The sequence below is a fragment of the Rathayibacter sp. AY1C1 genome, from assembly GCF_002932105.1.
Classification (GTDB): Bacteria; Actinomycetota; Actinomycetes; order Actinomycetales; family Microbacteriaceae; genus Rathayibacter.
Window position 1 is genome coordinate 20645 of the sequence record NZ_PSWH01000037.1, and the last position, 12125, is coordinate 32769.

The window sequence follows — 12125 nt, forward strand, 5'->3', positions numbered from 1 at the left end:
GTGGCGCGCTTATCTGACGTTGCCACGATAAATCCAAAAAGCGATCGAGTACTTGGAGAACAGTTTGTTTCCTTCGTCGGGATGGCGCAACTGGATGACGTGACAGCGATAGCGAGTCCCCTCGATTCTCGGAGTTTTGCTGCTGTTTCAAAGGGTTATACGGTGTTCCGTAATTGTGACTTGCTTGTGGCGAAGATCACGCCGTGCTTCGAGAATGGAAAAATTGGACGGGCGGTCCTCGACGAGGAGATCGGGGTCGGCTCTACGGAATTTCACGTCGTGCGTCCTGGACACGAGATCGATGAAAGATATCTTCTACACTTCCTACGTCGTCCGGAAGTGCGCAAAAGCGGCGAATTGCGCATGACCGGAAGTGGAGGTCAGCGCCGCGTTCCGGCGGACTTCCTTCAGAAGCTCGAAGTCCCGTTACCGCCACTCGAGGAGCAGCGGCGGATCGCCGCGATACTCGACCGCACCGACGCCCTGCGCGCCAAGCGCCGCCAGGTGCTCGCCCACTTCGAGTCTCTTGAGACCGCGCTATATGAAGATGTTTTTTCAAGCGGCGAGTGGCCCTCGTTTCGGCTCGGCGAAGTTGCGTCAACGACGAGCGGCGGGACGCCAAACCGCGCCAGGCCCGAAAATTATGGAGGCGGAATAGCCTGGGTAAAATCGGGCGAGCTGCATTCTGGCGTTGTAATGGAGACCTCGGAAACTATCAGTGACATTGGACTTACTTCCAGTTCCGCGAGCTTGATGCCCGCGGGTACCGTCCTTATCGCAATGTACGGCGCAACCGCGGGAGTCGTCAGTCGGCTTGGAATTGATGCCGCCACAAATCAAGCGGTCTGTTCCATAACACCCGGCCCTCAACTCGACGCGTCTTATTTGATAGCAGCACTAAAATCGATGAGTTCGCAACTACGTAACCTTCGTAGCGGTGGCGCTCAACCAAATTTGAGCCAAGCAGTAATTCGCGCGCTGGAAATCAAGGTCCCTTCGATTCGGGCGCAGCAAGAATTTGCGCGAAAGATTTCCGGCGTTGCAAGCGCACGTCAACGCATTAAACTTGGCATGGCGACTGATGACCAGCTATTCACATCAATACAGTCGCGTGCTTTCCGTGGTGACCTGTGACCGCGAACTTTGACTTCGTGCGCGCCGCATGGCCGGACGTCTGGGCAGACGCATCTCGCGCGGAGTCCTACCTGTCGAGCGACTCCCGCTCGGCGTGCTTCTACAGTCGCCGCGCCATCGAGCAACTAATAGGTCAGCTGTACGAGGTGCTCAATCTGCCCGTCCCGTACCAGGACGACCTCGCCGCGCGAATCAATGACGCCGGCTTCGCGCGGATCACTGGAGTGGGGATCGGGCAGAAGCTGAACCTGATTCGGAAGCTGGGCAACCAGGCCGTGCACGCCCGGCAGCCGATACGGCCCGATATCGCGCTCGCAGTACTGCGCGAGTTGCATCACGTGCTGGTGTGGGCGGTGTTCCGGCATTCGGCGCATCCGGAAATTGTTCCGACGGGCGCGACGTTCGATCCTGCACTCGCTGCCCGAGCGGCACCACTCACGCGTGAGGACGTGCAGCGGCTCGCGGCGAAGTTCGCCGCGCAGGACGAGGCCCACGCCAAGGCCCTCGCGGACCGGGACGAGCTCGCGGCCGGGCAGGCTGCGGAGATCGAGCAGCTGCGGGCGCAGGTGGCGGCGGCGCAGGCGGCGAACCATGCGCCCGACGATCACGACTACTCCGAAGCCGAGACCCGCGACCTGTTCATCGACGTGCTGCTGGCCGAGGCGGGCTGGCCGCTCACCGACGCGCGCGATCGCGAGTTCGAGGTCGCCGGCATGCCGAACGGGCAGGGAGCCGGGTTCGTCGACTACCTGCTGTGGGGAAGCGACGGGCTGCCATTGGCGGTTGTCGAGGCGAAGCGCACGACGAAGAGTGCGCAGGTCGGGCAGCAGCAGGCGAAGCTTTACGCCGACCGCCTCGAAGCCGCTTACGGGCGGCGGCCGGTCGTGTTCTTCACGAACGGCTACGAGCACTGGCTGTGGGATGACGCGGCCGGGTATCCCCCGCGCCAGATCGCCGGGTTCTTCACGCGCAGCGAGCTCGAGCTGATGGTCCAGCGCCGCTCGACCCGCCTGGCTCTGTCCGGGGCCCCCGTAAGTTCGGGCATCGCGGGCCGCCACTACCAGGTGCGGGCGATTCGGGCGGTCGGGGACGTGTTCGATCGCAAGCAACGGCAGGCGTTGCTGGTCATGGCGACGGGGTCGGGCAAGACGCGGACGGTCATCGCGCTGGCCGACCAGCTGATGAAGGCGAACTGGGCCAAGCGCATCCTGTTCCTCGCCGACCGGACCGCCCTGGTCAACCAAGCGGCAAACGCCTTCAAGGCGCACCTTCCCGGCGCCGCGACGGTGAATCTGGTCACGGAGCGGAACGCTGAGGGCCGCGTGTACGTCTCGACCTATCCCACGATGATGAACCTGATCGACAACATGACCGACGGCGAGGGCACTCCGACGCGGCGATTCGGGCCGGGGTTCTTCGACCTGATCGTGATCGACGAAGCACACCGCTCGATCTACCAGAAATACGGTGCGATCTTCGACTGGTTCGATGCGCTGCTCGTCGGCCTGACGGCGACTCCGAAGGATGAGGTCGACCACAACACCTATCGCCGGTTCCACCTTGAAGACGGTGTGCCGACCGATGCGTACGGGCTCGACGAAGCCGTCGCCGAAGGGTTCCTGGTGCCGCCGCGCGGGGTATCGGTCGGCACTCGGTTCCTGCGTCAAGGGATTCGCTACGAGGAACTCAGCGACGAGGAGAAGGACGACTGGGACGCGCTCGACTGGGGCGACGGCGGAACGCCAACCACGGTCGATGCGGAGGAAGTAAACCGGTTCCTCTTCAACGAGGACACCGTTGACAAGGTGCTCGCGACCCTCATGACGCGCGGGTATAAGGTCGCCGGCGGCGACCGGCTCGGCAAGACGATCGTCTTCGCGAAGAACCAGGCGCACGCCGAGTTCATCCAGCGTCGCTTCGACGAGCAGTACCCGGAACACGCCGGGCACTTCGCCCGCGTCATCACCCACGGCACCCCGTACGCGCAGAACCTGATCGACGAGTTCTCGATCGCGGACCACGCGCCGCACATCGCGATCTCGGTCGACATGCTCGACACCGGCATCGACGTGCCCGAGATCGTGAACCTGGTCTTCTTCAAGCCGGTGCGGTCGAAGTCGAAGTTCTGGCAGATGATCGGCCGCGGCACCCGGCTGCGTTCCGACCTGTTCGGAGAGGGCCAGCCCAAGCAGGACTTCCTGGTGTTCGACTTCTGCGGCAATCTCGAGTTCTTCAGCCAGGACCTGCCTCGCAGCGAGGGCTCGACACAGAAGTCACTCACCCAGCGACTGTTCGAAGCCCGGCTCGGGCTGATCACCGCGCTCGACCGCGCTCAGCTCGACGCGGATCTGCGCGCATCGACCGCCGGCACCCTGCACGAAGTCGTCACGGGGATGAACATCGACAACTTCCTCGTCCGCCCGGAACGGCGCTGGGTCGAGCAGTTCGCCGACTCCGCCGCCTGGGATGCGCTGACACCGGACGACGCGGCCGATGTGCTCGCACACCTGGCCGGTCTGCCATCGGACGTGAGAGACGAAGACGTCGACGCGAAACGCTTCGATCTGCTGATCCTCCGCAGGCAGGTCGCGCAGCTCGACGGCGACCTGCTCGCCGCCGATCGCATTCGCCAGCAGGTGCAGGCGATCGCGACGGCACTGCTGGCGAAATCGGCGATTCCGTCGGTCGCGGAGCAGCTCGTGCTGCTGGAGGAGATCTCCGGCGATGACTGGTGGGTCGACGTGACCCTCGGCACGCTCGAGACCGCACGGCTGCGCCTCCGCGCGCTCGCGCGCTTCGTCCCGAACGTCACCCGCCCTCGGGTCTACACCGACTTCATCGACGAGCTCGGCGACGCGACCGAAGTCGTGCTGCGACAAACCACTCCGGGCACCGACCTCGAACGCTTCCGAGCGAAGGCGGCCGCCTACCTGCGACAGCACGAGGACCACCTGGCACTGCAGCGTCTGCGCCGCAACAGGCAGCTCACACCCGACGACCTCAGCGCCCTCGAAATGATGCTGCTCGCCAGTGGAGCCGGCTCGAAGGCCGACATCGACCTGGCCGCCGAACAGGCGCAGGGACTCGGACCGTTCATCCGCTCCCTCATCGGCCTGGATCGAGAGTCGGCACTCGAGTCCTTCACCCGTTTCCTCGACGGGTCGCGCTTCTCCGTCGACCAGATCCGATTCATCCATCTAATCGCCGACGAGCTCACCGCGAACGGTCTGATGGACGCAGGCCGACTCTACGAATCGCCCTACACGGACCGCGCCCCGAGCGGTATCGACTATCTCTTCGACGAATCCGACGTGACCGCCATCGTGAAGATCCTGCACGACGTCAACGCTCACGCCCGACCCGAAATCGTGGCCTGAGCTCGCCCGGCTCTCGCATGACAATCTACAAACAGACACTCGCAGTCAACCTCGCTGGGAGGCGCAAGCGGAACGAAGGAACCCCTAGGGCAACGTATCCGGCGGGAAGTAGCCGCCCGAAAATGATCCCAGCATTAGCCAAGGAGGCAAGCATTCTCGCGATCGAGCGCACCGTATTTCCGCGCGAGTACGAATATTCCGACCAACCTTCAAGGTTGTGGGGCGGCCAGTATGAATGGTTTTGGGGCGTCCCTGACACGCTCCGCGCGGCTGCAGGGGAGCACGGTAAGCGGGCGGTTCCTGCTACACCAAGAAGCCAGGATCCGCTTCACCAATGGACTGGCTATTGGGGGGCCTTGCAAACTGTGCTGATGTACCGCCTTGGCTGGACCCGTCCAGATCTCGGGCTTGCTTGGTGGTACGAAACGGGCAAGCCCACCGATGATCCAACCCTTCGGCTCATCTCGGAAGTGTGGGACTCGGACGGCAACCTTGACACCTTTCTAGGATGGCTCCTGCTACGCGGTAGCCGCTACCCCGTTGGAACTTCCAAGCCAACCTGGGTCGAAGCGCCTACCAATGTCCAGTTGCTTCCGAATCACTGGCAACGGTGGATGCGCGAAATTGGGACATCGGCTCGGGTGTTGAATCAGAAATGGTTCTCGCTCGACTCATCTCAGCCGGGCGATTCCCTGCATCTCTCCAGTCACCTTGGCGAGGGGGGAACCCCCGACTCGTCCGCGTACCTCGCCCCGGTAGCATTTGAACACCGACGAGCCGTCTTCGTTACTTCAGCGGCGGACGCCTGGTATGTCGACTTGAAGAATCGCGGCGATGAGCTACCCGTCATCGGTGTGCAGTCGTGGAAGGTAGACGTTTTTGTAAAACCGATCGGGTATCTGGGCACCTACCGCCGGTCCATGCAGACGGGTTTGTGGTTCACAGGCCGCCACCGGTACCACGCTGCGGGGAACTGATGTTGGATGGGCGCCCTTCGACTGACCGGTACATCGACACGCAAGCCTGACGGATTGCGAGCGAAATCGCACGACGCAACCCGACCCTTCGGGTGGCCGAAACTGACCATGACGTCGTTGGCTCCTCGCTCTGCCTTCATGCACCGGGCGCGCCGGCCGAGACGCAGGTGCTGTTCAGCCGAATCGCTGGAATCAACATCGTCGGAGGTTCGATTTTCAACCTCGGCTGGACCGACGTCTTCGCGGCTGCATCGCCGCACGAGGTTGTGAAGCGCGTTGAGGCTGACTTGATGCTCACGCCGCTGTCGCCGGTGCCGCCCTGCTCTCGGCCGCGACGCACAGCGCGGCCGAGAGCAGCACCCGCCGGCTCGACGGCCCGCTGAGCGATCCCCATACGGAACGGCCAGCACGCATCTGCCGTAAGCGGTGAGCCGGCGTATCGAAGACCGTTGCGCAGGCAGTGGACACATCCTCGGTACCAGGCCCAGTAGCAGACCTCAACTCGAGCTACCCACGGAATTTGATGGTCACTTCCACGAGCTTCGCCAGCTTCAACGCGATGGTCAGAGGAACGCGTCAAGACTCAGCCGACGCCGCGATGTGCCGCCCACGTATCCGCGACGAACTCCGTCACCGCCACTGTCGCGTTGAACACCAGCCGGGCATGCCGACGCTCAGCGGGGCTAGCGTCTGCGCGGCCGTGACCGGTCCCCATGGAAATTCGAGCCTCCGAGACGTTCCTCACCACCGACTGCAGGTTGCGAAGCATCCCCTTCAGCGAGTCGGAAGCACGCGAGTCTTCCGGCACCGCGTTCGCGTGGATACCAAGTGCCCGCGCCGCTGCGCCAAAGAGCACCGGTAAGTCATCGCGGTCGGAGTAATCCACCTCGAATCCTCGCAAAACGAGTTTCGCCTGAGACTCGAGTAGCTCCTTGCAGTGCGCGATCGCGGCGGCCGGGTCGGTGTCGATGTCCCGTCGAAGGCGCTTGAGCTGCTGGTCTAGGACCACCCGGTCCACCACATCGGGAGCAGCGACGATGACCGTCTCTGGGTCGTGGACACCTGCGATTTCGCGACCGCCGTAGTAGACGTTGTCGCCCACGCGGCGCTGCTCAAACAGCTCCCACCCCAATGGAACCAGGATCTCGTTGTACGCAGCGACCATCTCGGCGGAGATGACCGCATCCTGCTGCGTGGCGGGCCGTACTGTCGCCGTGAGGAAGGCAAGGAACTGCTCATCGGGGCAGTGCAACAAGTTGAACCTCGGGTCAGTGAAGACCCAGTCGTCGTCCCAGTCTCGGTTGTTGACGCGGTGCTGCCAGATGTCCTCCGCGGCCGTCGGGAACTGCGATCGGCGACTGTCCGTCGTGGGCAGTTCCCGCAGGTTGTACAACCGCGCAAGGAATGAGTCCTCGTTCTGGCTGCCGGCCCAGTGGTACCCCAGCGACGTCAGCCACTCCGACAGGTCTGTGCGAGATTGCGCACTGATCCGATTCTTCGCGGTCACGACATGACTGTACGACTCTGACTGCGTAGCAGAATGTTGCCGTGGCCACCGTGAAGCACCCGCAGTTCCGCCGCGACATCGTCATCGCGATCGCTGACGCTCTCGGTGACACAGATGTCGGACTCTCGGGCTCCGAGATCGGACGAGCTCTGGCACACACAGGCATCCCAGACCCGGTCCCGACGATGACCAAGCGCCATCGCTTGGCGACGGCGCTCCAACAGAAACAAGCGCGGGACCAAGCGGGAAACTGCATCATCGCGTTCATCACGACGGCGATGGGCGTCGGGAATTACGTCCGCCGCCCCGCACGGTTTGAGGAGCTTCGGGAACTGCTAGATCCCGCTCTCGCCCTCGCCGGTCTGCGGGTCCGCGATGACGGACGGGTCGGCAAATCGAAGGCCGCAGAGACGCTGGACGAAGTGCAGGCGCTCACGGGTCGACTCCTCCGAGAACTGCAGCGCAGGAACGTGCACGAGGAAGTCATCCGGTACTGCCAGGAAGAGCTCATCCGTCGGTCCACGTTCCACGCCGTGTCGGAGGCAACGAAGGGACTGGCGTCGCGTCTTCGGCTGATGACGGGCGCGACTACTGACGGCGCTGAGCTCATAGATGAGGTATTCTCCACCAGGGAGCGGCGCCCGATGGTTCGCATCAATGACTTCGAGACGAAGTCCGAAGCGAGCGAACATGTCGGCTTCTCGACCATGATGAAAGGCGTGATGGGAACCTTCCGTAATCCCACGGCGCACGCAACCCGAACTGAATGGGAAGTGCGCGAGGACGATGCGCTCGATCTGTTCAGCACACTGTCCTACCTGCACCGGAGGCTGGATACCGCGCGCGTGCGACGCCGCGAATGACCGGTCGGGTATCCCCCAACGGACAGTCATCTGAGCGGAGACTCCGCCGATTGGCGGGCCGTCATAAGTCGCGCGTACATGAACATGTCGCGGGGCTCGCCTCCGACTCGCTCCCAGCTGCGGAGCAGTCCCTCTCGCTCGTAACCGGCCGACTCGGCCGCACGCCAGGATCCGGTGTTCCACGGTTCGACGTACAGCTCGAGGCGGTCGAGGGAGTCGAGGTCGCGAGCCCAGGTGGTGAGGATCCCGAGCGCTTCCGCCGCGTAACCCTGACGGCGCTGCGACGGGAGCACCCAGTAGCCGATGCTCGCCCGCGCGCCGGCTGCGCTGAGGGGGAAGAGGCCGATGTGCCCGACCGCGGAGTCGCTGTCGTCCGCGATGGCGAAGACGTAGGCCGACCGGTCGCGGATGCGGGCGCTCTGCCGCTCCACGAACGCGAGCGCTTCGCCCGGATCGATCGTCGTCGGAACGGTCGTGACCGTCGGAATGTAGTGATCCTGCGACGCCTCCTGCACGGCCGGCACGTCCGACGCCCGCCACGCTCGCAGGTGCAGTCGCGGCCCGGTCAGCTCGGGCAGCTCGAAAGGCTCGACCTTCATGCGGTCGATGGTTCCACAGCCCCGCGCACTGGTCAGCGGTGCTGCAACCAGGTGTTCGGCTCCACGTAGATTCCCTCGTCCGCGTCGTGGTCGACGTGCAGCGTGGAGAGGCCGCCGGGGATGACGTACTCCCCCGACGCCGGCAGGACCATCCCGGTCCACTCCTCCCACTGGGCGACGGTGCCGGTCATCACCTGCGACCGAGGGGCGACGTCGAGGACGCTCGCGCCCATCCGCACGTGCGTGCGCAGCCACGGATCCAGCGGCAGCCCGTCCCCTCGGGTCCAGGCCGCGTAGACGTCGATCGGGGTCAGCGGGTAGCGCGGTTTCATCGTCGGGCGCAGCGGCACGATCACGTGCTCGCAGCCGGCGGCGAGGCTGAGGTCGCGAAACGCTCCAAGCAGCGTCCCGGCGAGGCCGGCGCCGGTGCGGTCTGGGTGCACCTGCGTGGCGCAGACGACGAGGGTCGTCGCCTCGTCCTCCTCTTCGAGCGCCCGGCGGAGGGAGTCGCCGTACCCGGCGGGCAGTCCCTCGCGGGTGCCGTCCCACCGGATCGGCACCGCCCAGCCCGCAGCGACCGGCACGTCCTCATCAAGGACCACGAGCTCGAACCGGGTGAATCGCTCGCGGACGTGCGGCAGGTGCTCCTCCGCGAGGCGGTCGGCGGAGATGAACGCCGGCCACCCCGAGCTGAACAGCGCCTCCATCTGCGCCTCGTCGCGTCGGCGCGCGTTGAGTACTTCTACTGAAGTCATGGTCACAGTGTGCGCCGCTCGCCGCTGCGGGCGCCGCCCACTGGACCGGTTTCCGCCCCGTCAGGCTCTTCCTGCCGTCAGCTGGCGGCGTTCACCGGGCAGTTCAGGGCAGCTGGCCCCCTCCTCATGTGTGACTGCCCTCGTGGCGTCCTTGAAGCAGTTTCTGGAACGCGTCAGATCGGCGTCCTGACAGCGGTCGAGGGGGTCTTTCAGTGCAGCCCTGTCGGGATCAGGAGGAGGCAGCTGCCGGAGCATGAGAAGCAGACACACCCACTTCAGTGTGGCTAACCATCCAGGCGCTCCGGCGCCAACTACGCCCTTCGGGGCAGCGAGGAACAAGAGAATGATCGACCCAGCACCACGCGGCCGGCGCCGTACAAGTACCCCACGGAGAAGAGAACGACGACTATCGATTCCGTGGGGCCTTCTCTACGTGATCGGGCGGGATCACGTCTGGCCGTGGCTTCGGGAGCACGTCTGGCCGAACGTCGAAGAGCACGTCATGCCCGCTCTACGGTGGCTAATCGCCGTCCTTTTCGGGGGATGACGGCGATGCATGGGGGTGCCCACTCCCCACCAAGCCGGATTACGCGGCGCGGATCTGCCAGGTGACGCCGAGACGGCGACGTGCTCTGTCGAGTTGGGTCCGGTGCATCGGCTTGGCTTGCGCGTCGTCGGCTGCGATCTGAGCGAGGAGCAGCATGAGGGCTTGGACCCGCATCCACGTCTCGCCCTGGTCCCAGTCCGCTTCCCATAGGAGCTTCACGCCGTACGGGTTTCCCTCATTCTCGGGCGCTATGGCGAGGTAGACGTCCGCAACGCTGGACGTGCCGTGCGAGTAGAGCCCTAGCGTCCGGTACATCGCGTAGATCTGGGGGCCTCCAGCGATCGCGTCGCACCGCTCCTTGAAGCTACGCGTGCTCTTGGCGCGGGCGTCCCGATTCTCTTCCTCGTCCAGTCGACGGATCACGTCGGACAGGTCAGCGAGGCCGAGGTCGGTCACCTCCTTGAAGGTCTGGCGCCGGTTCTTCGTGTCTACTGCGCTCAGCGCTGCTCCACCGTCATCGGTGACCAGTAGCCAGGCCGCGTTCATCGCGCATTCCATCGTCTGCCTGATGAGGGGCATGGCTTCGAGGTCGTGTCCTGCTCCGTGCAGCAGGAGCACCGCTCGCGAAAGGCGCGCGGCGTGGTGCGCGAAAGTCCACACCTGTATCGCGTTCGAGGGGTGCAGGCCGTCCCTCGGCGCGAACCGGCGGGAGCTGAGCTGCTCCCAGAGAGTCAGGAGCCGTTGCGTCTCGACCGTGCCGTCAGCGTGGTTGGGGCTCATTCCTCGAATCTAGAGGCGAGGCCGGCCAGCTCGACGGCCAGGCGCAGGAGGTGGAGATTCCTCCCAAGGACCTTGGACACGTCCAGGGTCCGGTGGGAGGGTGGGCGCATGTCGAAGCCTCGGACCAAGCTCGCGCGTGCTGCGCTGATCAGCAATGGCATGGTGTGGTTCGGGCTGTCGTTCATGCTGTTCGCGATCGCCGGTGAGCAGACGTACGCGGCGTTCACCGGTGAGTGGTTCAACGTGCTCGGGTGGGTGCTGATCGTTGCCGTGGCCGCCGGCCTGGCGGTGGTCGGTGTGATCGAGAACCGGAACATCCGGGCGGGGAAGAAGTACAAGCTGCGTCCTCGCCGCTGACTACCGCTCGAGCGCGCGTGGCCGTTCCACGTGCGTGACCGGGGGGGTCGAGGGGGCTCTCCCCCTCGTGCGGGCCGGCCCGTTTCGGGTCGGCCCGCGCACGCGCTCAGAGCGTGAGCGTGTGGAGGATCAGGGTGGTGGAGCCGATGGGCTTTGGGAAGTCGGTGTAGTCGAGGGTCGCGCGGCGGTTGCTGATGAGGTCGAGGGCGATCAGTTCCTCCTCGGACTCGTCGGTCATGTCGCCGGGCTCCTCGTCCCATTCGCGGAGGACCTGGCGGTCGGCGTCGAGGACTTTCCACAGTCCCCAGACGTGGGCGATGGGGCCGGTCGTCTCGTACGTGAAGACGAGGGCGGTCGCGGTGGGCCAGCCGTAGGCGGCCGCGGCGACGATCAGCGCTCGCGCTGCGGCGGCAGTCGCTTCGGCGTCGCCGGACGCGGCCGCGGCGTCGACGGCGACCTCGGCCGCTCGCAGCGTCGGGTCGTCCTGGTACGGGTCGAAGCGGTGGGCGGGGCGGGGTGCGGTGGTCGTGGTGGTCATGGTCGGGCCTTCCTGTGCAGCAGTGGGAGAAGAGCAGGGGCGGGGACCGGCGCGAGCCGGTCCCCGCCGGGTGGGCTAGCTGAGCCCTGCGGCGTCGGCGGGGGTGCTGTCGCCGGTGACGACCTGCTCGACCGGGGACAGCGCGTATCCCCAGGCCGCGAGCTGGCGGAAGTGCTCGGCAATGCGCTCGTCACCGCGGCGCCAAGACTCCTTGCTCGTGTGCGCCTCCTGACCTCCGAGCACGACGGCCAGCGCGACCAGGCGAGCCTTCGCCGGGTTCCCCTCGACCAGCGCCGCGAGAGCGTCCGCGCGGTAGCCGGAGGGGCGCTCGATGCGCAGCAGCGCGTGCGCGAGGTCGCTGCCGCCCGTCATCCCCGAGGACACCGCGAACCGGTGAGCGGTGAGACCGAGAGCGATGACGCGATCCGCGTCCTTGGGGAGGGTCTTGCGGGCAAGGAACGTCGCGATCCACTCGCGGCGCACCTTCTCGGCCGCGTTCCACGCCTTGTTGTTGGCGATGAGGACCTTCCGCTCTGCGGACTTCTCGGCGCGCTCCTCCTCGGCCTCCTCCTCGGTCTGCGGCTGCTCGGGCGCTCCGTAGGCGTAGGTGAATCCGGCGGCGGTGGGGTCCTGAACCAGGAGCGTGACCTCGACCTCGCCGCGCCAGCTGGTGTCGATGAGCACTCCGCGG

General features: G+C 65.3%; 11 protein-coding genes and 1 pseudogene. 6 read left to right on the forward strand and 6 right to left on the reverse strand.

Annotated features, from left to right (window positions below):
• From C5C71_RS14745 to C5C71_RS17375, 4 genes are all read left to right on the forward strand, one after another.
• Nucleotides 1–1134, forward strand: coding sequence for a restriction endonuclease subunit S (locus C5C71_RS14745; RefSeq protein WP_258068739.1), 1134 nt, complete (start codon nucleotides 1–3; stop codon nucleotides 1132–1134).
• On the forward strand, nucleotides 1131–4511 hold the full coding sequence (locus C5C71_RS14750; protein WP_104337964.1) for a DEAD/DEAH box helicase family protein: 3381 nt from the start codon (nucleotides 1131–1133) through the stop codon (nucleotides 4509–4511). The genes C5C71_RS14745 and C5C71_RS14750 overlap by 4 nt, the downstream gene beginning before the upstream one ends.
• Nucleotides 4512–4633: 122 nt before the next feature.
• Entirely contained in the window at nucleotides 4634–5488 is an 855-nt protein-coding gene (locus tag C5C71_RS17370) for a hypothetical protein (protein ID WP_146084481.1), read from the forward strand.
• A gap of 53 nt (nucleotides 5489–5541) precedes the next feature.
• Nucleotides 5542–5871, forward strand: coding sequence for a hypothetical protein (locus C5C71_RS17375; RefSeq protein WP_374954297.1), 330 nt, complete (start codon nucleotides 5542–5544; stop codon nucleotides 5869–5871).
• A 200-nt stretch (nucleotides 5872–6071) separates the two neighbouring features.
• On the opposite strand, the gene C5C71_RS14755 is transcribed toward C5C71_RS17375, so the two are convergent.
• On the reverse strand, nucleotides 6072–6995 hold the full coding sequence (locus C5C71_RS14755; RefSeq protein WP_104337965.1) for an abortive infection family protein: 924 nt from the start codon (nucleotides 6993–6995) through the stop codon (nucleotides 6072–6074).
• A 41-nt stretch (nucleotides 6996–7036) separates the two neighbouring features.
• Between C5C71_RS14755 and C5C71_RS14760 the strand changes: the two genes are divergently transcribed.
• The gene (locus tag C5C71_RS14760) at nucleotides 7037–7858 is read left to right on the forward strand and encodes a TIGR02391 family protein (RefSeq protein WP_104337966.1); all 822 of its coding nucleotides are present in this window, start codon (nucleotides 7037–7039) and stop codon (nucleotides 7856–7858) included.
• A 26-nt stretch (nucleotides 7859–7884) separates the two neighbouring features.
• Here the strand turns inward: C5C71_RS14760 and C5C71_RS14765 are convergent, their stop codons facing one another.
• The 3 genes from C5C71_RS14765 to C5C71_RS14775 all read right to left on the reverse strand — a co-directional run bounded on the left by C5C71_RS14765 (nucleotide 7885) and on the right by C5C71_RS14775 (nucleotide 10539).
• Nucleotides 7885–8457, reverse strand: a complete 573-nt coding sequence (locus C5C71_RS14765) for a GNAT family N-acetyltransferase (RefSeq protein WP_104337967.1) — start codon at nucleotides 8455–8457, stop codon at nucleotides 7885–7887.
• Nucleotides 8458–8489: 32 nt separating this feature from the next.
• Entirely contained in the window at nucleotides 8490–9212 is a 723-nt protein-coding gene (locus C5C71_RS14770; protein ID WP_104337972.1) for a hypothetical protein, read from the reverse strand.
• 586 nt (nucleotides 9213–9798) lie between these two features.
• Nucleotides 9799–10539, reverse strand: a complete 741-nt coding sequence (locus C5C71_RS14775) for a DUF5677 domain-containing protein (RefSeq protein WP_104337968.1) — start codon at nucleotides 10537–10539, stop codon at nucleotides 9799–9801.
• A 108-nt stretch (nucleotides 10540–10647) separates the two neighbouring features.
• Here C5C71_RS14775 and C5C71_RS14780 point away from each other — a divergent pair, with 108 nt between their 5' ends.
• Nucleotides 10648–10896: a hypothetical protein gene (locus tag C5C71_RS14780; RefSeq protein WP_146084483.1), complete on the forward strand. Its 249-nt coding sequence runs from the start codon at nucleotides 10648–10650 to the stop codon at nucleotides 10894–10896.
• A 106-nt stretch (nucleotides 10897–11002) separates the two neighbouring features.
• On the opposite strand, the gene C5C71_RS14785 is transcribed toward C5C71_RS14780, so the two are convergent.
• Nucleotides 11003–11434, reverse strand: a complete 432-nt coding sequence (locus C5C71_RS14785) for a hypothetical protein (protein WP_104337970.1) — start codon at nucleotides 11432–11434, stop codon at nucleotides 11003–11005.
• 75 nt (nucleotides 11435–11509) lie between these two features.
• Nucleotides 11510–12125, reverse strand: a pseudogene (locus tag C5C71_RS17690) (chromosome partitioning protein); the annotation flags it as partial.

What these genes read in the sequence shown, in the direction of transcription:
- C5C71_RS14770 (WP_104337972.1), bottom strand. Translation starts at nt 9,212, where the DNA reads ATGACTTCAGTAGAAGTACTCAACGCGCGCCGACGCGACGAGGCGCAG.
- C5C71_RS14765 (WP_104337967.1), bottom strand. Translation starts at nt 8,457, where the DNA reads ATGAAGGTCGAGCCTTTCGAGCTGCCCGAGCTGACCGGGCCGCGACTG.
- C5C71_RS14775 (WP_104337968.1), bottom strand. Translation starts at nt 10,539, where the DNA reads ATGAGCCCCAACCACGCTGACGGCACGGTCGAGACGCAACGGCTCCTG.
- C5C71_RS17370 (WP_146084481.1), top strand. Translation starts at nt 4,634, where the DNA reads ATGATCCCAGCATTAGCCAAGGAGGCAAGCATTCTCGCGATCGAGCGC.
- C5C71_RS14780 (WP_146084483.1), top strand. Translation starts at nt 10,648, where the DNA reads ATGTCGAAGCCTCGGACCAAGCTCGCGCGTGCTGCGCTGATCAGCAAT.
- C5C71_RS14785 (WP_104337970.1), bottom strand. Translation starts at nt 11,434, where the DNA reads ATGACCACCACGACCACCGCACCCCGCCCCGCCCACCGCTTCGACCCG.